Source organism: Streptomyces sp. NPDC006925 (genome assembly GCF_042869575.1).
Lineage (GTDB): Bacteria > Actinomycetota > Actinomycetes > Streptomycetales > Streptomycetaceae > Streptomyces.
Window position 1 is genome coordinate 532,022 of sequence record NZ_JBIAGB010000002.1, and the last position, 24,795, is coordinate 556,816.

Consider the following 24,795-nt stretch of genomic DNA (forward strand, 5'->3'; position numbering starts at 1 on the left):
GAGGCCGGGGCCCGGAGCCGTCACATCAGCCCACTCGCAAGGAGCAGCGTTCGGTATGCCGTCCGACTACTTCATTCCCGATCCCGAGGGTCAGAGCCCCAGCGTCGCCGGTTACTTCGGCACGTTCGGCGGCAAGTTCATCCCCGAGGCCCTGGTCGCCGCCGTCGACGAGGTGGCCGCGGAGTACGAGAAGGCGAAGGCGGACCCCGCCTTCGCCGCCGAACTCGACGACCTGCTGGTCAACTACACCGGCCGGCCCAGCGCGCTGACCGAGGTCACGCGGTTCGCCGAGCACGCGGGCGGCGCCCGGATCCTCCTCAAGCGCGAGGACCTCAACCACACCGGCTCGCACAAGATCAACAACGTGCTGGGGCAGGCCCTGCTCACCAAGCGGATGGGCAAGCCCCGGGTCATCGCCGAGACCGGCGCGGGCCAGCACGGCGTGGCCACGGCCACCGCCTGCGCCCTCTTCGGACTCGAATGCACCATCTACATGGGCGAGATCGACACCGAGCGGCAGGCCCTGAACGTCGCCCGGATGCGGATGCTCGGCGCCGAGGTCGTCCCCGTCACCTCGGGCAGCCGCACCCTCAAGGACGCCATCAACGAGGCGTTCCGCGACTGGGTCGCCAACGTCGACCGCACCCACTACCTCTTCGGCACGGTCGCCGGACCGCACCCCTTCCCGCAGATCGTGCGCGACTTCCACCGCGTGATCGGCGTCGAGGCGCGGCGGCAGGTGCTGGAGCGCACCGGACGGCTGCCGGACGCCGTCGCCGCCTGCGTGGGCGGCGGCTCCAACGCGATCGGGCTCTTCCACGCCTTCCTGCCGGACACCGGCGTGCGACTGGTCGGTTTCGAGGCGGCGGGGCACGGCGTCGAATCCGGCGAGCACGCGGCCACGCTGACCGCGGGCGAGCCCGGCATCCTGCACGGCTCGCGCTCCTACGTCCTGCAGGACGACGAGGGGCAGATCACCGAGCCCTACTCGATCTCGGCCGGGCTCGACTACCCGGGCATCGGCCCCGAGCACGCCCATCTCAAGGACAGCGGCCGGGGCGAGTACCGGCCGGTCACCGACGACCAGGCGATGCGGGCGCTGCGGCTGCTCTCCGAGACCGAGGGCATCATCCCGGCCATCGAGAGCGCGCACGCGCTGGCGGGCGCCCTGGACCTGGGCAGGGAGCTGGGCCCCGAGGGAATCGTCCTGGTGAACCTCTCGGGTCGCGGCGACAAGGACATGGACACGGCCGCGCGGTACTTCGGCCTGCTGGACGGCGCGGAAGGGGAGCGGGCATGAGCGGGCACACCGAGGAAACGGGAGCCACCGGCGGACCGGGAAGCACCGGCAACTCCGGCGCAGCGGGCGGCAACGTCCGGCTGCTGGACGAGACGCTCGCACAGGCCAGGGCCGAGAACCGGGCCGCGCTCGTCGGCTACCTCCCGGCCGGCTTCCCCACCGTCGACGGCGGTATCGCCGCCTGCACGGCGCTGCTGGAGAGCGGCTGCGACGTGGTCGAGGTGGGGCTGCCGCACAGCGACCCGGTGATGGACGGGCCCGTCATCCAGACCGCGGACACCATCGCGCTGGAGGGCGGGGTGCGGATCGCCGACGTGCTGCGCACGGTCCGCGAGGCGCACGCGGCGACCGGGAAGCCGGTGCTGGTCATGACGTACTGGAACCCCGTCGACCGGTACGGCGCCGAGCGCTTCGCCGAGGAGCTGGCGGCGGCGGGCGGGGCCGGATGCATCCTGCCCGACCTGCCGGTCGAGGAGTCCGAAGGATGGCGGAAGGCGGCCGAGCACGCCGGGCTCGGCACGGTCTTCGTCGTCGCGCCCAGCAGCCAGGACGCGCGCCTCGCCCGGATCACCGCGGCGGGCAGCGGCTTCGTCTACGCCGCCTCGCTGATGGGAGTCACCGGGACGCGGGAATCGGTGGGCGAGGAGGCCCGCGAACTGGTCGAGCGGGTCCGCTCCACCACCGACCTGCCCGTCTGTGTGGGTCTCGGGGTGTCCAACCCCGCGCAGGCGGCCGAGGTCGCCGCGTTCGCCGACGGAGTCATCGTGGGCTCCGCTTTCGTCAAGCGGCTGCTGGAGGCCGACACCCTGGCGGCCGGGCTGGACGAGGTGCGGCAGCTCGCCGCCGCCCTCGCGGAGGGCGTCCGGCGCTGAGGCGCGGCTGAGACGCGGGCCGCCCCGGGTGCCGGAGGCCACGCCTCCCGGGGCTCCGGCCCCGGGAGGCGGCTCTCGGCAGGCCCCCGGCCACCGGCCTCGGTCCCACCCCGGCGGTACTCCCGCCTCCCGGAGGCGGGAGGAGCCGGAGGACCGCCGGGGGCATCCTGTCCCCGCCCCACCGAACGGCTCTTTCGGGTGAAAAAGGGCGCAGCGCGTTCGTCGGCGACCGGCCCCTCTCGTTGGGTCGGGCGTGATGAGCCAGAACAGCAATGACGGCGGCAAGCGCTCGGCCCGCGAACGCCTGCGGGCCGAGCGGGAGCGGGACAGGGCAGCCGAGCGCCGGTGGCGCTCGCTCAAGGTGGGCGCGGTGGTCGCCGGGGTGCTGGCCGTCGCCGCCGGGGTCGGGATCACCGTCGCCGCCCGGGGCGGCGACGACCAGGGCTCGCAGTCGGCGAAGCCCGTCACCGTGGGGGAGCGCGGCGCCCCGGCCCGGCTCACGGTCTACGAGGACTTCCGCTGTCCGGCGTGCGCCCAGTTCGAGAACTCCTTCCGGGACACCATCAAGAGCCTGGAGCGGGCGGGCAAGCTCAGGACCGAGTACCACCTGGTGACGCTCATCGACGGCAACATGGGCGGCCGGGGCTCGCACGAAGCGGCCAACGCGGTGGCCTGCGCCCGCGACAAGGGGAAGTTCGGCCCCTACCACGACGTGCTCTACCGCAACCAGCCCCGCGAGCAGGAGGACGCCTTCGCCCGCACCGAGCGGCTGATCCAGCTGGCCGGCAAGGTGGAGGGGCTGGTCGACCCCGAGTTCCGCTCGTGCGTGACCAGCGGCCGGCACGACGACTGGGTGAAGCGCTCCGACGAGGACTTCCGCAAGTCCGGCCACCAGGGCACCCCCACCGTCCTGCTGAACGGCAAGGACGTCTTCAGCGACTCCTCGGACCCGCTGACCCCGGACGGGCTGCGGAACCTGGTGGAGCGGAAGAGCTAGCGCACCTCCCCCCTGATCGCGGCCGGTGGTGGCAGCGCGTGCCTTCGCCGGTCCGGTCGGTGGCGGCCGCGGGTGCCTTCGCCGGTCGGGCCGGCGGCGGCCGCGGGTGCGGCCCTGGGCGTGCCCGCGGGGTCCGGCAGGCGCCCCGCGGTGTTATCCAGCCGTTGTGCGGGCTGATTGTCCGGCGTGCGGCCGGGCACGGTACCGTCAGGGGCGCCATGGAGACCCTTGCCTTTATCCCCAGTCCGTCGGCCGGTGAGATTCACCTCGGGCCGCTCCCGCTGCGCGGCTACGCGCTCTGCATCATCCTCGGCGTCTTCGCCGCGGTCTGGCTCGGCGGGCGCCGGTGGGTCGCTCGGGGCGGGCAGCCGGGCACGGTCGCCGACATCGCCGTCTGGGCCGTTCCGTTCGGCCTCCTCGGCGGTCGGCTGTACCACGTCATCACCGACTACCAGCTCTACTTCGGCGAGGGCCGCAACCCCGTCGACGCCTTCCGCATCTGGGACGGCGGGCTGGGCATCTGGGGTGCCATCGCGCTGGGCGCGCTCGGCGCCTGGATCGGCTGCCGCCGCCGCGGCATCCCGCTGCCCGCGTACGCGGACGCCGTGGCGCCGGGGATCGTGCTGGCCCAGGCGCTGGGGCGCTGGGGCAACTGGTTCAACCAGGAGCTGTACGGGCGGCCGACCGATCTGCCGTGGGCCCTGGAGATCGACCCGGCGCACCGGCCGGTCGACACGCCCGATCTGGCGACCTATCACCCCACCTTCCTGTACGAGTCGCTGTGGTGCGTCGGGGTCGCCCTCCTGGTGATCTGGGCGGACCGCCGCTTCAAGCTGGGGCACGGCCGGGCGTTCGCGCTCTACGTCGCGGCCTACACGGTGGGACGGTTCTGGATCGAGTACATGCGGGTGGACGACGCGCACCACGTGTTCGGGATGCGGCTGAACAACTGGACGGCGATCGTCGTCTTCCTGCTGGCCGTCCTCTACATCGTCGTCTCCGCGAAGAAGCGGCCCGGCCGCGAGGAGGTCGTCGAGCCGGAGCCGGAGCCGGACGCGCCGGACGGGGACCGGGATCCGGCTTCGGAGGCGGGGGCCGCGTCGGAACCGGACGCCAAGAGGCCCTCGGACGCCAAGACGCCCTCGGACGCCGACGGCCGGGACGCCGCGGCCGGTGGGGCGTCGGAGGACGAGGCCGCCGCGGCAGAGCCGTCCGAGGAGTCCTCGGAGTCCGAGGAGGGCGGCCGGGAGGCGCGGTCCTCGGCGGAGAAGTCGCGGTCGTCCCGGAAGACGGCCGACGGACCGGCTTCCTGACACACCGGCCCACCGGGCCCCCGACGAGGCAGGGGGCGAGCCGCCTGTCCGAATTGGGCGACTATGTATGCAATTCTCGGTGAGTGCTGTGGTTGATCGTCGTCCACGTCGTGGCCGCGTGCTGTGCCGCGCCGCTGGTGCGGCGGCTCGGCCCGCGCGCGTTCCTGCTGCTCGCGGCGGCACCCGCCGCCGCGGCGGGGTGGGCGGCCGCGCACTACGACCAGGTGGCGGACGGCGGTGCGCTCAGCGAGCACACAACGTGGATCCCGGCGCTCGGGGTCGACCTCGCACTGCGATGTGACGCGCTCGCCCTGGTGATGGTGCTGATCGCCGGAGGCATCGGCGCCCTGGTGATGCTCTACTGCGCGGCCTACTTCGCGCCCGGCACACCGCAGCTCGGCTCCTTCGCCGGAGCACTCACCGCCTTCGCCGGGGCCATGCTCGGCCTGGTGCTGGCCGACGACCTGATCGTGCTGTACGTGCTGTGGGAACTCACCACGGTCTTCTCCTTCCTGCTCATCGGGCACAGCTCCCAGTACCGCACCAACCGCCGCGCAGCCCTCCAGGCCCTGCTGGTCACCACGCTGGGCGGACTGGTGATGCTGGTCGGTTTCCTGATGCTGGGGCACGCCGCGCACACCTACCGGATCTCCCGCATGCTCGCCGACCCGCCCGCAGGGGGAGCACTGGTCGCGGGTGGCCTGGTGCTGGTGCTGGTGGGGGCCCTGTCCAAGTCCGCCGTCTGGCCGTTCAGCTTCTGGCTGCCCGGAGCGATGGCCGCGGCCACCCCGGTCTCCGCATATCTGCACGCCGCCGCCATGGTCAAGGCCGGTGTCTATCTGATCGCGCGGCTCGCCCCCGGCTTCGCCGACGTACCGCCCTGGCGGCCCCTGGTGCTCGTGCTCGGCAGCGCGACCATGCTGCTGGGCGGCTGGCGGGCGCTGCGGGAGACGGACCTGAAGCTGCTGCTGGCCTTCGGCACCGTCAGCCAGCTCGGTTTCCTCACCGTGCTGGTCGGCGACGGCACCCGGGACGCCGCACTGGCGGGCGCCGATGTGATCCTGGCGCACGCCCTGTTCAAAGCGCCGCTCTTCCTCACCGTCGGCGCCATCGACCACCTCACCGGCACCCGCGACCTCACCAGGCTCTCCGGGGTCGGCCGCGCGCTGCCCGCACTGGCCGCCGTCGCGGCGCTCGCCGGACTCTCGATGGCGGGGCTGCCGCCGCTCCTCGGGTTCGTCGGCAAGGAAGCGGCCGTCTCGGCACTGCTGGCGGCCGGACCCGGCGAGGCATGGGCCCTGGCGGCCGTCGTCCTGGGCTCGGCACTCACCACCGCCTACACGCTGCGCTTCCTGTGGGGCGCCTTCGCGCGCAAGAGCGGCGCCCCGCCGCTGGCACCCGTCACCGTGGCCCCCGGCACCCGCGTCGCGCCGCTGCTGCTGGGCCCTCCCCTGCTGTGTGCGCTGGCCGGACTCCTGCTCGGCCCCGGCTCCCAGTGGCTCGACCCGCTGCTCGCCCGCTACGCCGACACCTTCCCCAGCGGCGCCGCCCCCTACCACCTCGCCCTCTGGCACGGCTGGGGCCCCGCGCTGGGCCTCTCGGCGGTCGCCTGGGCGCTGGGCGCGGCGCTCTTCCTCGCCGGACGGCCGCTGGCCGCACTGGGCGGATGGCTCTCGCAGGTCGACGGCGACCAGGTGTTCGCCCGTTCCCTGTGGGCTCTGGAGCGGCTCTCGCTCCAGGTCACCGGAGTCGTTCAGCGCGGCTCGCTGCCCGTCTACCTCGGCACCGCCCTGGTCGTCCTGTTCGGCTTCCAGACCGCCCGGCTGGTGGCGGGCGCCCCCTGGCCGGACGCGGACACGCTGCGCTGGTACGACTCGGTCCCGCAGCTCGTCGTCGCGATCGGCGTCGCCGGGGTCGCGGTACTGTGCGTCCTGGCGCGGCAGCGGATGAAGGCGGCCGTCCTGGCCGGGGTCACCGGATACGGCGCCGGACTCCTCTACGTGCTGCACGGCGCGCCAGACCTGGCGCTGACCCAGTTCGCCGTCGAGACCGTCTCGCTGACCGTCTTCGTCCTCGTCCTGCGCAGACTGCCCGCCCGTTTCCCCGACGGCAGCCGCAAGTGGCGCACACGCCGGGGCGTGCAGCTGGTCCTCTCCGTCGCCGCCGGAGGGCTGCTCGCCGCGCTGCTGCACCTCTGCCTCGCGGCACGCACCGGCCTGCCCTCCGGCCCCGGGCTGTTCCCGGCGACGGCGCACGAAGGCGTCCGCAACGTGGTGGCCACCACCCTGGTGGACCTGCGCGCCTGGGACACCATGGGCGAGTCGGCCGTGCTGGCCGCCGCCGCCGTCGGCGTCACCAGCCTCGTCTATCTGCGCCGTCGCGTCCGGGTGCCCGTCGCGCAGCCCGTACCGGGCACCGAGGAGACCGGCGGCCCGCCGCCGACCGCGCCCGTCGCCGGCCCCGGAGCGCCCACCGGGGCCGTCCCCGGCTCCGCGAGCATCGCCCTGGACCGCTCCGCCGAGGCGCCCGGCACCGGCGGGGACACCGGACCGCGCGCCGGGCGCCGGGACGCGTGGAAGCTGCCCGGCCGCCCCGGTGCCCGGCCGCACCGCGGCTCGCCGGTCGCGCCCCGCCGCACCTGGCTGGCGGCCAGCTCCACGCTCGCGCCCGAGGGCCGCTCGGTGATGTTCGAGGTGATGGCCCGGCTGGTCTTCCACCCCATCGTGGTGCTCTCCCTCTACCTGCTCTTCTCCGCCGAGAACCAGCCCGGCGGCGGCTTCACCGCGGGACTGGTGGCCGGGCTCGCGCTGGCCGTGCGCTATCTGGCCGGGGGCCGCCTGGAGCTGGCCGCCGCCGCCCCCGTGGACGCGGGCTTCCTGCTCGGCCTCGGACTGCTGATCATCACCGGCACCGGCCTGGCGGGCCTGTGGCTGGGCGGCAGCGTGCTGGCCTCCGGCAAGGTGACCGGCGACTTCTGGCTGGTCGGCCCCTTCCACGCGGCAAGCCCGGTGCTCTTCGACACCGGGGTCTATGTGCTGGTCCTCGGCGTCGTCCTGGACGTGCTGCGCAGCCTGGGCTCGGAGATCGACCGCCGCCTGGAGCGCGAGCGGGGGACCGGCCCGGCCGGTGGCGGGGAGGGCCGCCCATGACGACCGGGTCGATCGCCCTGGTGGGCTGCGGCGGCGTGCTGTTCGCCTGCGGTACGGCGCTGCTGCTGGCCCGGCCGCTGACCCGCATCGTGCTGGGCGCGGTCCTCATCGGCAACGGCATCAACCTGCTGGTGCTGGCCACCTCCGGACCGGACGGCGACGCCGCGCTGCTCTACCCGGGCACCTCGCCGCGGACGATGTCCGACCCGCTGCCCCAGGCGTTCATCCTGACCGCCATCGTCATCACCCTCGCGCTGACCGCGTTCCTGGCGACGATGGCCTACCGCGCCTGGCAGCACTCCGGCAACGACGACGTCCCCGACGACACCGAGGACATCCGCATCGTGCGCCGCGCCACCTACGCGGAGGAACGCGAACGGCTGCGCGCCGCCTACCACAAGCGGCGCCTGGAGTACCGGGCGCTGGCCCGCAGCGAGGAGGAGCGCGAGGCGCGGGAGCACAGCGCCTACGAGCGCCTGGGCACGGCCCGCGACCGCTACCGGGCACTGCGCAGGCGCGCCCGCGCCGACGCGCGCGCCTTCCGCGTCCGGCAGGCCCGCGCGGAGGAGACGGCGGACGAGATCGTAGGGGAGGACGACCCGTGGCAGACCATCCTGGGAGCCGACCGGTGACCGGCCCGCACCCGGCGGGGCGGCGCTCCGCTCCAGGCCAGGGGCCCGCGTCCGGTCCGGGGCCCGCAGTGTGCCCCGCATCCGGTCCTCTGGGGCCCGCATCCGTCCCGCGCCCCGCACCCGGCAGGGGCCGCACCGGGGGCGGGGGCGCACGGTGAGCGGGGGAGCCGGGCCGGTCGGCGGGGCGGCCACCGCCGGACTCCTGGTGCCGCTGCCGGTCATCCTGCCGCTGTGCGCGGCCGGACTGAAACTGGCCATCGGAGCCCGGCTGGAGCGGGTGCAGCGGTTCATCAGCGCCGCCGTGCTGCTCGCCGTCCTCGTCGTCGCACTGCTGCTGCTGGTGGCCGCCGACCGGCACGGTCCGCAGGTGATGTTCGCGGGCGGCTGGGCGCCGCCGGTCGGGATCGTGCTGGTCGCCGACCGGCTCGCGGCGCTGATGCTGGTGATCTCCTCGTCGGTGACGCTGGCCGTCCTGGTCTACTCGGTGGGCCAGGGCCTGGCCGACAACGACGAGGCCACCCCGCTGTCCGTCTTCCACCCCTCCTACCTGGTGCTGGTGGCCGGGGTCTCGGACACCTTCCTGGCCGGGGACCTGTTCAACCTCTACGTCGGCTTCGAGTTGATGCTGACAGCCAGCTATGTGCTGATGACAATCGGCGGCACCCTGGCGCGCATCCGCGCCGGTGCCACGTACGCGATCGTCTCGCTGCTGTCCTCCATGCTCTTCCTGGCCGCCGTCGCCATGGTGTACGCGGCGGCGGGCACCGTCACCATGGCCCAACTGCCCTCCCGGCTGGACGCCCTGCCCGACAGCGTGGCCATGATCCTGCAGATCGCGCTGCTGGGCGTGTTCGCCATCAAGGCGGCCGTCTTCCCGCTGGCCGCCTGGCTGCCCGACTCCTACCCCACCGCCCCGGCGCCGGTCACCGCCGTGTTCGCGGGACTGCTCACCAAGGTCGGCATCTACGCCATACTGCGCACCCGGACGTTGCTCTTCCCCGGTGACGGCATCGGCGACGTCCTGATGGTCCTGGCCCTGCTCTCGCTGCTCGTCGGCATCCTGGGCGCGGTCGCGCAGACCGACCTCAAACGGCTGCTCTCCTTCACCCTGGTCAGCCACATGGGGTACATGGTCTTCGGGATCGGGCTGGGCAGCCCCGCCGGGATCTCCGGCGCGGTGTTCTACGTCGCCCACCACATCACCGTCCAGACCACCCTCTTCCTCGTCGCCGGACTGATCGAGCGCCGCACCGGTACCACGGACCTGCAGAGCCTCGGCGGTCTCGCCCGCCTCTCCCCGCTGCTGGCCGTGCTGTTCTTCGTCCCCGCGATGAACCTCGCCGGGATCCCGCCGCTCTCCGGATTCCTCGGCAAGCTCGGCCTGCTGCGGGCCGGGGTGGACGACGGCGGGGCGCTGGCCTACCTGCTGGTGGCGGGCGGAACGGTCACCAGCCTCCTCACCCTGTACGCGCTGACCAAGGCGTGGAACGTGGCCTTCTGGCGCGCCGCGACACCGGAGATGTGCGCGGCGGGCACCGTGCTGGAGTCCCGGGAGGAGGACACCCCCGAAGAGGGCACCGGGGACGACGCCGCCGGCTCCGGTGCGCCGACCGGCGGCGCCGGCTCCGGCGCCGGACCACCGGAGCGGCAGCCCGGTGCCGCCGGAGGGTGGCCGACCGGCGGCCTCTCGGTGCTGATGCGGCGCCGGGTGACCACCACCTTCGGCGGCCAGGAGATCACCACCACCAGTTCGCTCCCCGCCAGCATGGCCGGAGCCACCGCGGCCCTCGTCCTGTTCGGGCTCGCCTTCACCGTGCTCGCGGGCCCCCTGTTCGGACTCACCGGCCGCGCGGCGGACGAAATGCTCGCCCGCAGCCCCTACGTCGAGGCGGTGATGCGGAGATGACGGCCCCTCAGCGGCTGCCCGAAGCCAGCCGGCTGCGTGCCACCCAGTGGCCCATGGTGTGCGGCCTCACCCTGCTGTGGCTGCTCCTGTGGGGCACCCCCACCCCGGCCAACGTCGTGACCGGAGTGCTCGTCGCGCTCCTGGTGGTGCTCGTCTTCCCGCTGCCCCCCGTGGAGAAGCAGGCCCGGGCCCATCCGCTCGGCATCCTGCGCTTCGCCGTCCGGTTCGTACTGGACCTGGTCGTCTCCAGTTGGCGGATCAACCGCTACATGCTCGCGCTCGGCCGCCCGCGCTGCGCCGTGCTGGCGGTGAAGATGCGCTGCCCCGGCGATCTGATGCTGACCGTCACGGCGGTCGCGGTCACGGCCGTACCCGGCAGCACCGTCCTGGAGGTCGACCGCCGCTCGGGAACCCTCTATCTGCATGTGCTCGGCGGCGAGAGCGAGGAAGAGCAGGCACGGGCCCGGCGGGACGCGCTCCGCCTGGAGACCCGGGTCGTGGAGGCGTTCGGCACCCACGCCGACGTCGCCGCGATCCGTGCCTCCGAGGCCGCCGAGGAGGTGTTCGGCCGATGGCGGTGACGGTACGGCAGACGCCCGCTGCGCTCCCCGCGGAACCGGCGCGGGTGCTGACCGCCGCCGCGCACGACGCCCCGGCCTTCGAGATCACGGCCGCGGTGATCGCCGGGCTGCTGCTGGCCGCCGGGCTGCTGGTCACCCTGCGGCTGGTGCGGGGGCCCTCGACCCTGGACCGCGCCGTCGCGCTCGATGTGCTGGTGGCCGTCGTGATGGCCGGGATCGGCCTGCAGTCGGCGATCCGCGGGAACGCCTTCTACCTGCCCGTCCTGCTGGTTCTCTCCTTCCTCGGCTTCACCGGCTCGGTCGGGGTCGCGCGCTTCATGGCGCTGCGGGACGAGGCCGGAACCGAGGACGTGGACGAGAGCGAGGGCACCGGTGAACCCCCTGCCGACCCCTCGGCGCCCCCGCCCGGCGGCGGCCTTGAGGAGCCCGGCCCGCACCGGGGGACGCCGTGAGGGACCGGACCCGGGAGGAGCACCGATGAGCTGGACGGTCTTGGCGGACGTGGCGGGCGCCGTGTGCATGCTGGCGGGCGGGCTGCTCTGCCTGCTGGCCGGGATCGGCATGGTGCGGCTGCCGGACGTGCTGGCCCGGATGCACGCCGCGACCAAGCCGCAGTCCTTCGGCCTGCTGCTGGTCCTGCTCGGCGCCGGACTGTGGCTGCGCAGCCTCATCGACCTGTGCACCCTGCTGCTCGTCGGCCTCTTCCAACTGCTGACCTCCCCGGTGGCCGCGCACATGGTGGGCCGGGCCGCCTACCGGACCGGGCGGCTGGACCGCGAGGACCTGGTCCGCGACGAGCTGGCGGCGGCGCTGCGCGCGGCAGCCGACCAGGGCCCGGAGGAAAACCCCAGGTCAACGGGGTAAGTACGGCCTTCCTTGCTGGCAGCGGACGGCGCTTCGTGCCTACGCTTCGAACAAGAGGGCGCGCCGTGCGCCCGCTGTTCGAAGTGAAGGAGCCGTACCGGCCATGTCCCTCGCCGGAGTCACCGACCCGACCCACGTCGCGCACCGCGACAACCACACCCACCGCGATGTCAACGGCGGCTGGCTGCGGCCCGCCGTCTTCGGAGCGATGGACGGGCTGGTCTCCAACCTCGGTCTGATGACCGGCGTCGCCGGCAGTGCCGCCTCCTCCCAGACCATCGTCATCGCGGGCCTCGCCGGGCTGGCGGCCGGTGCCTTCTCCATGGCCGCCGGCGAGTACACCTCCGTCGCCTCGCAGCGCGAACTCGTCCAGGCCGAACTGGAGATCGAGCGGCGCGAGCTGCGGCGCAGCCCGCGCGCGGAGATCAAGGAACTGGCCGCGCTGTACGAGTCCCGCGGAGTCGACCCCGAGCTGGCCGGGAAGGTCGCCGAGCAACTGCACCGCGACCCGGAGCAGGCCCTGGAGATCCACGCCCGGGAGGAACTGGGCGTCGACCCCGGCGACCTGCCCTCCCCGACCGTCGCCGCCGTCTCCTCCTTCTTCTCCTTCGCGGTGGGCGCCGTGCTTCCGGTGCTGCCCTACCTCTTCGGGGTCACCATGCTGTGGCCCGCGGTGCTGTGCGCCCTGCTGGGGCTGTTCGTCTGCGGTGCGGTCGTCTCCCGGGTCACCGCCCGCAGCTGGTGGTTCAGCGGCCTGCGCCAACTCACCCTCGGCGCCGCCGCCGCGGCCGTCACCTACGGCCTGGGCGCCCTGTTCGGAGTCGCGGTCGGCTGACCCCGCGGGGCGCGGGCTGACCCTGCGGGGCGCGGCGGAGTGCGGCGCCCCAGGAACGAGCGGGGCCCGGCCCGGTGCCGCCCCTGCCGCCCCGGCGCACAGCGCGTCGGGGCGTACCTGTGTCGGGGCGCATCAGGGCGTCGAACGGTCACCGATCAACGGGAACGGTCCCCGCTGATCGGGAAACTGCCTAGGCTGTGCACGAAGTGACACCTGAGACCACCAAGTGCCACCGTCCGCAGGGGAGTTGCGCCCTTGACCAGTCAGCCCCAGCCCTACGATCCCGGGCACGGCCCACCGGCCTCCGGCGCCCCTCCAGCGGAGCCCCGCGGCTGCCCCGCCGCGGCGGGCGCCCGGACCGCACCCGGCGCCGTACCGCTCATGGGACCCCGCTTCCACACCGACCTGGAGGCCGTCTACCGGGACATGCGCCGCGACCACGGGCCCGTCGTCCCCGTCACCCTCCCCGGCGACGTACCCGCCTGGCTCGTCATCGGCTACCGCGAACTCCACCAGGTCACCGGCGACCCGGTGCTCTTCCCCCGGGACCAGGGCCTGTGGAACCAGTGGGAGAACCTCCCCGAGGACTGGCCGCTGCGCCCCATGATCGGCACCCCGCAGCCCTCCGTCTACTTCACCGTCGGCGAGGAGCACCGCCGCCACCTGGCCATGATCCAGCACGCGCTGGAAGGCGTGAACCACGTCGAACTCCGCCGCACCACCGAGGAGATCGCAGACCGGCTCATCGACAGCTTCTGCGGCGTCGGCGAGTCCGAGATCGTCTCCGCCTACGCCAAACCGCTGCCCCTCCTCGCCCTGGCCCGCATCCTGGGCTTCCCCGACTCCGACGGCCCGGAACTGATCCGCTCCCTCACCGACATGGCCGACGGCGGCCCCGACGCGCTCGCCGGGTTCGAACACGCGCTCTCCCTCATGCGGCGGCTCGTCGCCCGCAGACACGCGGAGCCCGGAGCCGACGTACTCTCCGCCATGCTGGCCCACCCCGCGGAATTCCCCGACGAGGCGTACATCCTCGACCTCATGGCCCTCACCTCCGCCGGGTTCCTGCCGACCGCCGACTGGATCGGCAACTCGGTACGCCTCATGCTCACCGACGACCGCTTCGCCGCCTCGCTCTCCGGAGGGCGCCACACCGTCCCCGAAGCCATGAACGAAGTGCTCTGGGAGGACACCCCCACCCAGATCCTGGCCGGCCGCTGGGCCGCGCGCGACACCCGGCTGGCGGGCCGCACCATCGCCCGCGGCGACCTGCTCCTGCTGGGACTCGCCGGCGCCAACCGCGACCCGGCGGCACACGCGCCGCACGGCGCGGACCGACCACGCGAGCGCAACTTCGCCCACTTCGCCTTCAGCCACGGCGAGTACCAGTGCCCCTTCCCGGCCCAGGAGATCGCCGAAATCATCGCCCGTACGGGCATCGAGGTGCTGCTCGACCGGCTGCCCGACCTCGACCTGGCGGTCGCGCCCCGCACCCTGGCCCGCCGCCCCTCGCCCTTCCTGCGCGGCATGACGGTGCTGCCCGTCCGCTTCGCGCCCACACCCCCGTACGGAGGACGCTGATGAACGGCGACGCACAGTCCCTGGCAAGCGAACCCCGGACCGGCGGTGCGGACCCCGGCGGCTGCCCGGCGGACGGAGGTGCGGCACCCGGCACCCCGGGGTGCCCGCTCACCATCGACCCGCTGGTCGGCAGCCTCGCCGCCGAGACCGAGGCACTGCGGACCGCCGGGCCGCTCGCCCGGATCGACCTGATGGGCGCCGAGGTGTGGACGGTCACCACCCACGCCGAAGCCCGCCGGCTCCTCACCGACACCCGGCTCGTCAAGGACATCACCCACTGGAACCTGTGGCGCGACGGGAAGATCGACGAGAGCTGGCCGCTGATCGGCATGGTCGACGCGGGCCGCTCCATGTTCACCGTCGACGGGGCCGAGCACCGGCGGCTGCGCGTCAAGACGGCCCAGGCGCTCACCCCGCGGCGGCTGGAGGACCTGCGTCCCGTCGTCGAACGCGTCACGACCCGACTGCTGGACGCGATGGCCGCACACGCCGCCGAGGCGCCGGACGAGCCGATCGACCTGAAATCCGCCTTCGCACAGCCGCTGCCCATGTCGGTGGTCTGCTCGCTGATGGGCGTCGACCCCGCGCTGGAGCCGCGGCTGCATCACCTGTACGAGGCGTTCTTCTCCACCCTGACCCCGCAGCAGGAGCGGCTCGCCGTCCTGCGGGAGCTGGACGAGCTGTACCACGACATGGTCCGGCACAAGACCGCATCCCCCGGCGACGACCTCACCAGCGCCCTCATCCTCGCCGACGAGGGCGGCGAGCCGCTCACCGCCGAAGAGGTACGGGGCAACCTGGAAGCCATGGTCGCCGCCGGGCACGAGACCACGGTGACCCTGATCCTGTGCGCGGTGCAGGCCCTGCTCACCCACCCGGACCAGCTGCGGCTGGTCCTCGACGGCCAGATCGGATGGGACGCCGTCATCGAGGAGACGCTGCGCTGGGAGTCACCCTCCACCCATCTGCTGCTGCGGTTCGCGACCTCGGACATCGAGGTCGGCACCGGCAGCGCCGTCATCCGAGAGGGCGAAGGGGTCGCCATGTCCTACCGGGCCATCGGCCGCGACCGGACGCAGCACGGCCAGGACGCCGACCGCTTCGACGTGCGGCGCCCCGCACCCATCCGGCACCTCGCCTTCGGGCACGGGCCGCACATCTGCCCCGGCGCGGGGCTCTCCCGACTGGAGGCGTCCGTCGCGCTGCCGGCGCTCTTCGAGCGGTTCCCCGGGCTGTGCGGGGTCGCTGCCGCGGAGACGCGTAATCGGCCGGTGCTCACCCAGAACGAGCTGGAGTCCCTTCCGGTGCGGCTGGGCGTGCGCTGACGGCGCCCCCCCTCGCGGGGGCGCCGCCTCCCCTTCGCGGGGCGCGCCCCTGTCGGGGCTGTGCCCCGGGCCCCCATCCCGTTGTTTGCCGGGTGCGGCGCCGTTGTCGGGGGCTTCGCCCCCGAGCCCCCTTTTGTCCTCGCCGGACGGGCATTGGGGCGGCTCCGCCCCCCAACAGCCCCCCGCTAGTGGGCTCCGCCCCCTAGAACCCCCAGCCGCACCCATGTGATCTCTTGCGGACCTTGCTCCGGGGCTGTGTCCTGGTCCGTTGTCTGCGGGAAGTGTCCAGATGCTGTCCGTCACAGCACAAGAGCGCTCCCGCACACGAACGTCCCCCGGCGGTCGCCGGACAGGGGAAAGGGAGGGAGAAGTGTTGGTGCCTGGGGGTTTCCAAGGGGGCGGAGCCCCCTTGGCGGGGGGCCGTTGGGGGGCAGCGCCCCCCGACACGACCTCTCGGCGGCAGCCGATGGAGCCAGGGGGCGTGCCCCCACAACGCAAACGCAGCCCGTGGAGGGGAACCGACCCCGCGGAGACGCCCCCCGCGTAGGGAGACGTGTTACTCGGCGGTTTCATCTTGCGTGAGGCGGGGCAGTAGTCCGTAACGCCGCCGGCAACGACGCCTGCGTGCGAGAGAGAGCTGTTCGTCACTCAGGGTGACCTATCCCGAACCCCCTGTGCAGGTCTATTCCGGCCCCATAAGGGCCGCCCGCGTCGGCGCGCTGACACGGTCGCGCCCGGCGTTCGTATGGTGAGATGCGTCTTCCACTTTCCGGGAAGTGCGCCACCATGTAACCTGCACGAAAATTTTTGCCACATGAGGGCCAACGTCGTCCCTCGGTACGTACCAATGCCACGAGACGACGGGAGTGCCGATGCGTGCTGTGCCGACAGCGGATTGGGCCGCCCACCACCCTGCCAAGCAGGGGATGTACGACCCCCGATACGAGCACGACGCCTGCGGCGTCGGCTTCGTGGCGACCCTGACCGGTGAGCCCAGCCATGAGCTGGTCGAACAGGCGCTGACCGTGCTCCGCAATCTCGAGCACCGGGGCGCCACCGGGTCGGACCCGGACACCGGTGACGGCGCCGGCATCCTGCTGCAGATCCCCGACGCCTTCCTCCGCGAGAGCGTCCCCTTCGCGCTGCCCGAGCAGGGCTGCTACGCGGTGGGCACCGCCTTCCTGCCCGGCGAGGAGGAGACCGGCGAGGCGCAGGCCACCTCGGCGGCCGTCTCGCAGATCGAGACGCTCGCGGCCGAGGAGGGGCTGACCGTCCTCGGCTGGCGCGAGGTGCCGGTCGCCCCCGAACTGCTCGGCCCGGGTGCACGCGCCACGATGCCCACGTTCCGGCAGCTCTTCGTCGCCGACACGCAGGGCGAGGCCGACGGCGTCGCCCTCGACCGGCTCGCGTTCGTGCTGCGCAAGCGCGCCGAGCGCGAGGCGGGCGTCTACTTCCCCTCGCTCTCTTCGCGCACCCTCGTCTACAAGGGCATGCTGACCACCGGGCAGCTCGAACCGTTCTTCCCCGACCTGTCGGACCGCCGGTTCGCCACCGCCATCGCGCTGGTGCACTCCCGCTTCTCCACCAACACCTTCCCGAGCTGGCCGCTGGCTCACCCCTACCGGTTCGTCGCGCACAACGGCGAGATCAACACCGTGCAGGGCAACCGCAACTGGATGCGGGCCCGCGAGTCCCAGCTCCGTTCCGAGCTGTTCGGCTCCGTCGGCCGTGAGGACGGCGGGGACCAGGGGAGCCTGGAGCGGATCTTCCCCATCAACACCCCGGGCGCCTCCGACTCGGCCACCTTCGACGAGGTGCTGGAGCTGCTGCATCTGGGCGGCCGCTCGCTGCCGCACTCGGTGCTGATGATGGTCCCCGAGGCGTGGGAGAGCGCCGAGTCGCAGGACTCGATGGACCCCGCGCGGCGCGCCTTCTACCAGTACCACTCCACGATGATGGAGCCCTGGGACGGCCCCGCCTGCGTCACCTTCACCGACGGCACCCAGGTCGGCGCCGTGCTGGACCGCAACGGGCTGCGTCCGGGCCGGTACTGGGTCACCGACGACGGCCTCGTCGTCCTCGCCTCCGAGGTCGGTGTCCTGGACATCGACCCGGGCAAGGTCGTGCGCAAGGGACGCCTCCAGCCCGGGCGGATGTTCCTGGTCGACACCGCCGAGCGCCGCATCATCGAGGACGACGAGATCAAGGCCCAGCTCGCCGCCGAGCGCCCCTACCAGGAGTGGCTGGACGCCGGGCTCATCGAACTCGCCGACCTGCCCGAGCGCGAGCACATCGTGCACACCCACGCCTCGGTCACCCGCCGGCAGCAGACCTTCGGCTACACCGAGGAGGAGCTGCGCGTCCTGCTCGCCCCGATGGCCCGCAGCGGCGCCGAGCCGATCGGTTCCATGGGCACCGACTCGCCGATCGCGGCGCTCTCGGACCGGCCCCGGCTGATCTTCGACTACTTCACGCAGCTGTTCGCGCAGGTCACCAACCCGCCGCTGGACGCGATCCGCGAGGAACTGGTCACCTCGCTGCACTCGCCGCTGGGCCCGCAGGGCAACCTGCTGGAGCCGTCGGCCGCCTCCTGCCGCAGCGTCACCCTGCCGTTCCCCGTCATCGACAACGACGAGCTGGCCAAGCTCATCCACATCAACGCCGACGGCGACCTGCCGGGCTTCAAGTCCGCCACGCTCTCCGGGCTCTACCGCGTCGCCGAAGGAGGGGACGGCCTCGCGGCCCGCATCGAGCAGATCTGCGCGGAGGCCGACACGGCGATCGAGTCCGGCGCCCGGCTCATCGTGCTGTCCGACCGGCACTCGGACGCCGAGCACGCGCCGATTCCGTCCCTGCTGCTCACCTCGGCGGTGCACCACCACCTCATCCGCACCAAGCAGCGCACCCAGGTGGGGCTGCTGGTCGAGGCCGGGGACGTCCGCGAGGTGCACCACGTCGCGCTGCTCATCGGGTACGGTGCCGCCGCGGTCAACCCGTACCTGGCCATGGAGTCCGTCGAGGACCTGGTCCGGGCCGGCACCTTCCTGCCCGGCGCCGAGGAGCTGCCGCCCGAGGAGGCCATCCGCAACCTGATCTACGCCCTGGGCAAGGGCGTGCTGAAGGTGATGTCCAAGATGGGCATCTCCACCGTCGCCTCCTACCGCGGCGCGCAGGTCTTCGAGGCCGTCGGCCTGGACGGCTCGTTCGTCGACGCGTACTTCCACGGCACCACCACCAAGATCGGCGGGGCCGGCATCGACGTCGTCGCCAAGGAGGTGGCCGCCCGGCACGCCAAGGCCTACCCCTCCTCCGGCATCGCCCCCGCGCACCGGCTGCTGGACATCGGTGGCGAGTACCAGTGGCGCCGCGAGGGCGAACCGCACCTGTTCGACCCGGAGACCGTCTTCCGCCTCCAGCACTCCACCAGCCAGCGCCGCTACGACATCTTCAAGCAGTACACCCAGCGGGTCGACGAGCAATCCGAGCGGCTGATGACCCTGCGCGGCCTGTTCGGCTTCCAGAGCGACCGGCCCTCGATTCCCGTCGAGGAGGTCGAGCCGGCGAGTGAGATCGTCAAGCGGTTCTCCACCGGCGCCATGTCCTACGGCTCCATCTCGCAGGAGGCCCACGAGACGCTGGCCGTCGCCATGAACCAGCTCGGCGGCAAGTCCAACACCGGCGAGGGCGGCGAGGACCCCGAGCGGCTCTACGACCCGGCCCGGCGCTCCGCGATCAAGCAGGTCGCCTCCGGCAGGTTCGGCGTCACCTCCGAGTACCTCGTCAACTCCGACGACATCCAGATCAAGATGGCCCAGGGCGCCAAGCCCGGCGAGGGCGGCCAGCTCCCCGGCCACAAGGTCTACCCGTGGGTGGCCAGGACCCGGCACTCCACCCCGGGCGTCGGCCTCATCTCGCCGCCGCCGCACCACGACATCTACTCGATCGAGGACCTCGCCCAGCTCATCCACGACCTCAAGAACGCCAACCCGCGCGCCCGCGTGCACGTGAAGCTGGTCTCCGAGGTCGGCGTCGGCACGGTCGCGGCGGGCGTCTCCAAGGCCCACGCCGACGTCGTCCTCATCTCCGGCCACGACGGCGGCACCGGTGCCTCCCCGCTGACCTCCCTCAAGCACGCGGGCGGCCCCTGGGAGCTGGGCCTGGCCGAGACCCAGCAGACGCTGCTGCTCAACGGGCTGCGCGACCGGATCGTCGTGCAGACCGACGGCCAGCTCAAGACCGGCCGCGACGTCGTCATCGCCGCACTGCTGGGCGCCGAGGAGTTCGGGTTCGCCACCGCACCGCTGGTGGTCTCCGGCTGCGTGATGATGCGCGTCTGCCACCTGGACACCTGCCCGGTCGGCATCGCCACCCAGAACCCGGTGCTGCGCGACCGCTACAGCGGCAAGGCCGAGTACGTCGTCAACTTCTTCGAGTTCATCGCCCAAGAGGTCCGCGAACTCCTCGCCGAGCTGGGCTTCCGCACCCTGGACGAGGCCATCGGGCACGCGGAGCTGCTCGACACCTCGCGCGCCGTGACCCACTGGAAGGCCCAGGGCTTCGACCTGGCGCCGCTGCTGCACGTCCCCGAGCTCCCCGAGGGCGCCGTGCTGCACCAGGCCACCGCGCAGGACCACGGTCTGGAGAAGGCGCTCGACAACCAGCTCGTCAAGCTGGCGGCCGACGCGCTGCAGGCCGACACCGCCGAGCAGGCCCAGCCGGTCCGCGCCCAGGTCGCGATCCGCAACGTCAACCGCACCGTGGGCACCATGCTCGGCCACGAGGTCACCAAGAAGTTCGGCGGAGCCGGGCTGCCCGACGACACCGTGGACCTCACCTTCACCGGCTCCGCCGGCCAGTCCTTCGGCGCCTTCGTCCCGCGCGGCATCACACTGCGGCTGGAGGGCGACGCCAACGACTACGTCGGCAAGGGCCTCTCCGGCGGCCGGCTGATCGTCCGCCCCGACCGGGGCGCCGACCACCTCGCCGAGTACTCCACCATCGCCGGCAACACCCTCGCCTACGGCGCCACCGGCGGCGAGATCTTCCTGCGCGGCCGCGTCGGCGAACGCTTCTGCGTCCGCAACTCCGGTGCCCTGGTGGTCTCCGAAGGCGTGGGCGACCACGGCTGCGAGTACATGACCGGCGGCGCGGCCGTCGTGCTCGGCGGCACCGGCCGCAACTTCGGCGCCGGGATGTCCGGCGGCACCGCCTACGTCATCGACCTGGACTTGGCGAACGTGAACGCAGGACTGCGCGGCGCCGTGGAGGAACTGACCGACGAGGACAAGACGTGGCTGCACGAGGTCGTGCGACGCCACCAGGAGGAGACCGGCTCCACCGTGGCCGCCAAGCTCCTCGCCGACTGGGACGGCCCCGACGGAGCGCTCAGCCGCTTCAGCCGGGTGCTGCCCGCCACGTACAAGGCTGTGCTCACCGCCAAGGACGCCGCCGAGCGCGCGGGACTCAGCGAGTCCGAGACCCACGAGAAGATGATGGAGGCGGCGACCAATGGCTGACCCCAAGGGCTTCCTGCACACCGACCGCGAGGTCGCCAAGACGCGTCCCGTCCAGGAGCGGGTCAAGGACTGGAACGAGGTCTACGTCCCCGGCTCCCTGCTGCCCATCGTCAGCAAACAGGCCGGGCGCTGCATGGACTGCGGCATTCCCTTCTGCCACAACGGCTGTCCGCTGGGAAACCTCATCCCCGAGTGGAACGACTACGCCTACCGCGGCGACTGGGAAGCCGCCTCCGAGCGGCTGCACGCGACCAACAACTTCCCCGAGTTCACCGGGCGGCTCTGCCCCGCCCCGTGCGAGTCGGCGTGCGTGCTGGGCATCAACCAGCCGGCCGTCACCATCAAGAACGTCGAGGTCTCCATCATCGACAAGGCGTGGGACAACGGGGACGTGACCCCGCAGCCGCCCGAGCGCCTCTCCGGCAAGACCGTCGCCGTCATCGGCTCCGGCCCCTCGGGCCTGGCCGCCGCCCAGCAGCTCACCCGGGCCGGACACACCGTCGTGGTCTACGAGCGGGCCGACCGCATCGGCGGACTGCTGCGCTACGGCATCCCCGAGTTCAAGATGGAGAAGCGGCACATCAACCGCCGTATCGAGCAGATGCGCGCGGAAGGCACCAAGTTCCGCACCGAGACGGAGATCGGCCGCGACATCGACGCGCAGAAGCTCCGCAAGCGCTACGACGCGGTCGTCGTGGCGGCCGGCGCCACCACCGCCCGCGACCTGCCCGTCCCCGGCCGCGAGCTGAACGGCGTGCACCAGGCGATGGAGTACCTGCCGCTGGCCAACAAGGTGCAGGAGGGCGACCTGACCGTCTCCCCGATCAGCGCCGAGGGCAAGCACGTCGTCGTCATCGGCGGCGGCGACACCGGTGCCGACTGCGTGGGCACCGCACACCGCCAGGGCGCCGCCTCCGTCACCCAGCTGGAGATCATGCCCAAGCCGGGCGAGGACCGGGACCCGGGCCGCCAGCCGTGGCCGACGTTCCCGCTGCTCTACAAGGTCACCAGCGCCCACGAGGAGGGCGGCGAGCGCGTCTACTCCGTCAACACCACCCACTTCGAGGGCGATGAGGACGGCAACGTCCAGTGGCTCCACCTGGTGGAGGTCGAGATGGTGGACGGCAAGCTGGAGCAGAAGCCCGGCACGGAGCGGAAGATCCCCGCCCAGCTGGTCACTCTCGCCATGGGCTTCACCGGTGTCGACCGGGAGAACGGGCTGGTCGAGCAGTTCGGTGTCGAGCTCGACGCCCGCGGCAACGTCGCGCGGGACGGCGACTACGCCACCAACGTCCCCGGCGTCTACGTCGCCGGGGACGCCGGCCGGGGCCAGTCGCTGATCGTCTGGGCCATCGCCGAGGGCCGCTCGGCGGCCAAGGCCGTCGACCGCCACCTCACCGGCGAGCACAGCACCCTGCACGCCCCCGTCCGCCCCACGGACCGCTCCCTGGCGGTCTGACCCGGGGAGCCCCCCCCGAACTTCCGTACAAGGGCGTACGGACGAAGCGGCGCCTGCCAGTCCCCGACCGGGTTTGTGGCAGGCGCCGCACTGTGTCCACGTCGCTGACCGCTCAGTCACGCACGATGGACTGGATCTCCTTCACCGTGAGGTTCTTCGTGGTGCTGAAGGTGCCCGACGGGAAAGTGCCCCCTGGGTCCTCGGTGCTCTTCCACCCCACCTTCCAGGTGAGCGTGGCCTTCAGCGTGTAGGAGCTGTTCTCGCCGGTGGCCTTCAGGTACCGGATGCCGCAGGGCGGTGTCCGGTCCTTCTTCCCGGCGGAGTACTTCTCGCCGAGTGCGCCGTTCTTGAACTCGCACTTTCCCGAGGCGGGGTAGGTCTTCGCGTCGCCGGTGCCGGGGTCGAGTGTCAGCGATTCGGGCGTGGCGGTGGTGGTCGCGGAGAGCTTGGTCCCGTCGATGAGGCCGAGTTCGGCGGTCGCCTTCACCGGCTTGAACCTGCTCCTGTCCAGCCAGACCCAGGTGTCGAGGTTGACGGTCTGCTTGCCGTCGGGGTTCAACGACAGTTCCGTTTCCGGGATGGGGAGCTGCTCGTAGGCGTATTGCGCGAGGATCTTCGGACTGACGGCCAGCGGCATGTCCTCGGGCGGGTCCCCCTTCGGCACCCAGATGGCGTGTTCGCTGCACGCGTCCGCCTCGGGATCGTCCGCCCGGTCGGGGTTGCGCACGCCTTCCCAGAAGTAGCCTTTGCCCTGCTGGTCCATGTTGTAGTCGTCGTACTTGTCGGTCTGGTAGTAGTTCTCGTAGAGGTGGACGACCTGCTCCGAGAGTGCGTCCGACGCCTTCTGGTTGCTCTTCTCGAGATCGTCGAAGATCGTGCCGGAGTCCTTCTCGTCCTTCTCGTCCTCGTCCCGCTTCTCCGGTTTGGCGTCCTCGATCTTCTTCTTGAGCTCCTTGGGCGTCGTCTTCGGCTCGTACCAGCACGCCGGGGCTTCCCAGTCGGGATCCTTCGGGTCCAGCTTGACCGTCTTCCCGCCACCCTTGCTGTCGCCCTGGACGATCCGGATGTGCGAGACCTTGGCGGCCACCTTGCCGTTCCCCGAACTGCCCTCGGTGGAAGTTTGGTTCTTGCCCTTCTTTGCCTCAGCAGTTCCCGGGAAAGCCACCAGAAGGGCTGCTGCCGTCAGTACGGCAACAGACCCTTTTCGGTTTATTCCATGCATTCCTTGGCTCCCCGCTCGGCATTTCCGGATACTGCTTGCCAAACGCCATTCTTATTCCGTTGCACGCTCACCGAGTTGAACACGTAGTTCTGGTCACCCCCGTTGTTCGGCTCCAGCTTCCCCGTCTTGAGGTACTTGTTCCTCGCCTTGCTCTCGTCGGTGCAGAACGTGACACGGGCTCGATCGTCCCCCGCCATCTTGACCTTCTGGTCGTAGTAGCGGGTTACGCCTGCCCAGCTCTGCTTATCCTTGACGAAGTCCAGGATGTACTCGTTCGCGGCAAGCAACGAATCTCCCTTGGCGTAGACCTTGACCAACTCGGTGTCTTCGCCCGTGGTGATGACCCGGTCGATTGCGTTGATCCGTGCCTGGTTGTCCGCCAGGACCTCGTCCTTCTTCGGGTCACCCGTCTTGGTGTCCTCGAAGACGTTCTTGGCGTCCTTCGCCAGTTTGATGTCCTCCGGTGCCTTGTGGCCGGGGGTATCCGAACTCTGAGACGGGGAGGGGGACTTGCTCGTCTTCTTGGTGCCGTCGTCGGCGCCGTCGATCTTGCCGTCCGATCCGCCGTCGCTCCCGCACGCGCCCAGGAGGAGGGACGCGGCGAGGGCCGCTGCGGTCCACATCGCCGTGCTGGCCTGCTTGTTCATGCGCACGTTCTCTCAGCTCTCTGTCCGTGGGCGACGGCGGTTCGAATCACCCGCAGTTTTGATCACTTAAAGTTACTACAGTGAAAGGAGTGTCGACAGTCCCTGAGGTCACTGCGGTTCTTCCGTCTGTGTCAACTGGTGATCATTCAACTGGTGCTGCACGTCATGTTGGAGAACACGCGGCAGGTCGTCCGGCGGGTTCCCGTTCCAGGCGGATAGGTGGGCAGAGATCCGGCAACCAGCTCGACCTGCGTGACGGCCGGGCTTCCTGTCAGGCCCCGGTCACAGGCTGGGAGCGGGACCTCGATGCGCCGTCAGGGTCGTACAACGCTGTGTAGCTGCCGACCGTGGCGGTGTCGTGGGTCGACGGACTCACGCGATACCCGCCTGACAAAATGATCGGCGAATCGGCACTCTGTGGTACTGAACGTGCTGTTTGGAGAAGGACCTGAGCATTTCTGTGCTACACCTGCTTCCTGGATCTCCGAGGAGTTGGCCTGGTGACCGGAGGTAAAGGGCGCAGGCCCCGTCCTTCGGGGCGGGGTTAGCCCGGAGTCGGGCCGCAGCGCGAAGCTACGCAGGTCGGCGCTGCTGCT

Annotated in this window: 17 protein-coding genes; 15 read left to right on the forward strand and 2 right to left on the reverse strand. The window is 71.9% G+C overall.

Annotation, left to right across the window (positions count from 1 at the left end; all coding sequences use genetic code 11):
• Window positions 1-55: 55 nt before the first annotated feature.
• The 15 genes from trpB (at window position 56) to ACFYNS_RS05110 (ending at window position 22,330) form a co-directional block, all read left to right on the forward strand.
• Window positions 56-1,300 carry a tryptophan synthase subunit beta gene (trpB, locus tag ACFYNS_RS05040; protein WP_388600836.1) on the forward strand — a complete coding sequence of 415 codons (1,245 nt, stop codon included), beginning with the start codon at window positions 56-58 and terminating at the stop codon, window positions 1,298-1,300.
• On the forward strand, window positions 1,297-2,172 hold the full coding sequence (gene trpA / locus ACFYNS_RS05045; RefSeq protein ID WP_360301931.1) for a tryptophan synthase subunit alpha: 876 nt from the start codon (window positions 1,297-1,299) through the stop codon (window positions 2,170-2,172). Before trpB ends, trpA begins: the two co-directional genes overlap by 4 nt.
• Before the next feature lie 256 nt (window positions 2,173-2,428).
• A complete protein-coding gene (locus tag ACFYNS_RS05050) occupies window positions 2,429-3,169 on the forward strand; it encodes a thioredoxin domain-containing protein (protein WP_360301928.1) in 741 nt (246 codons plus the stop codon).
• 218 nt (window positions 3,170-3,387) lie between these two features.
• Window positions 3,388-4,482 (forward strand): prolipoprotein diacylglyceryl transferase, encoded by a 1,095-nt coding sequence (lgt, locus tag ACFYNS_RS05055; protein ID WP_360301926.1) that lies wholly within the window; start codon window positions 3,388-3,390, stop codon window positions 4,480-4,482.
• Between the two features lie 83 nt (window positions 4,483-4,565).
• Window positions 4,566-7,631, forward strand: coding sequence for a Na+/H+ antiporter subunit A (locus ACFYNS_RS05060; RefSeq protein ID WP_388600840.1), 3,066 nt, complete (start codon window positions 4,566-4,568; stop codon window positions 7,629-7,631).
• Window positions 7,628-8,263, forward strand: coding sequence for a Na(+)/H(+) antiporter subunit C (locus tag ACFYNS_RS05065; protein WP_360302169.1), 636 nt, complete (start codon window positions 7,628-7,630; stop codon window positions 8,261-8,263). The genes ACFYNS_RS05060 and ACFYNS_RS05065 overlap by 4 nt, the downstream gene beginning before the upstream one ends.
• A 154-nt stretch (window positions 8,264-8,417) precedes the next feature.
• A complete protein-coding gene (locus ACFYNS_RS05070; protein ID WP_360302172.1) occupies window positions 8,418-10,169 on the forward strand; it encodes a Na+/H+ antiporter subunit D in 1,752 nt (583 codons plus the stop codon).
• The gene (locus ACFYNS_RS05075) at window positions 10,166-10,750 is read left to right on the forward strand and encodes a Na+/H+ antiporter subunit E (RefSeq protein ID WP_360302174.1); all 585 of its coding nucleotides are present in this window, start codon (window positions 10,166-10,168) and stop codon (window positions 10,748-10,750) included. Before ACFYNS_RS05070 ends, ACFYNS_RS05075 begins: the two co-directional genes overlap by 4 nt.
• Entirely contained in the window at window positions 10,741-11,202 is a 462-nt protein-coding gene (locus ACFYNS_RS05080) for a monovalent cation/H+ antiporter complex subunit F (protein WP_360302177.1), read from the forward strand. The genes ACFYNS_RS05075 and ACFYNS_RS05080 overlap by 10 nt, the downstream gene beginning before the upstream one ends.
• A 25-nt stretch (window positions 11,203-11,227) precedes the next feature.
• Entirely contained in the window at window positions 11,228-11,614 is a 387-nt protein-coding gene (gene mnhG / locus ACFYNS_RS05085; RefSeq protein ID WP_360302180.1) for a monovalent cation/H(+) antiporter subunit G, read from the forward strand.
• Window positions 11,615-11,717: 103 nt separating this feature from the next.
• On the forward strand, window positions 11,718-12,449 hold the full coding sequence (locus ACFYNS_RS05090) for a VIT1/CCC1 transporter family protein (protein ID WP_360302183.1): 732 nt from the start codon (window positions 11,718-11,720) through the stop codon (window positions 12,447-12,449).
• A 381-nt stretch (window positions 12,450-12,830) separates the two neighbouring features.
• Window positions 12,831-14,030, forward strand: coding sequence for a cytochrome P450 (locus tag ACFYNS_RS05095; protein ID WP_360302189.1), 1,200 nt, complete (start codon window positions 12,831-12,833; stop codon window positions 14,028-14,030).
• On the forward strand, window positions 14,030-15,355 hold the full coding sequence (locus tag ACFYNS_RS05100; protein ID WP_388600845.1) for a cytochrome P450: 1,326 nt from the start codon (window positions 14,030-14,032) through the stop codon (window positions 15,353-15,355). The genes ACFYNS_RS05095 and ACFYNS_RS05100 overlap by 1 nt, the downstream gene beginning before the upstream one ends.
• A 926-nt stretch (window positions 15,356-16,281) precedes the next feature.
• Window positions 16,282-20,871: a glutamate synthase large subunit gene (gene gltB / locus ACFYNS_RS05105; RefSeq protein ID WP_388600848.1), complete on the forward strand. Its 4,590-nt coding sequence runs from the start codon at window positions 16,282-16,284 to the stop codon at window positions 20,869-20,871.
• Window positions 20,864-22,330: a glutamate synthase subunit beta gene (locus ACFYNS_RS05110; protein ID WP_360294856.1), complete on the forward strand. Its 1,467-nt coding sequence runs from the start codon at window positions 20,864-20,866 to the stop codon at window positions 22,328-22,330. The genes gltB and ACFYNS_RS05110 overlap by 8 nt, the downstream gene beginning before the upstream one ends.
• Window positions 22,331-22,442: 112 nt before the next feature.
• Here ACFYNS_RS05110 and ACFYNS_RS05115 read toward each other — a convergent pair whose 3' ends face one another.
• Complete coding sequence (locus tag ACFYNS_RS05115) at window positions 22,443-23,495, reverse strand: hypothetical protein (RefSeq protein ID WP_388600851.1); 1,053 nt, start codon at window positions 23,493-23,495, stop codon at window positions 22,443-22,445.
• A gap of 44 nt (window positions 23,496-23,539) precedes the next feature.
• The gene (locus tag ACFYNS_RS05120) at window positions 23,540-24,199 is read right to left on the reverse strand and encodes a hypothetical protein (RefSeq protein ID WP_360294850.1); all 660 of its coding nucleotides are present in this window, start codon (window positions 24,197-24,199) and stop codon (window positions 23,540-23,542) included.
• Window positions 24,200-24,795 lie beyond the last annotated feature (596 nt).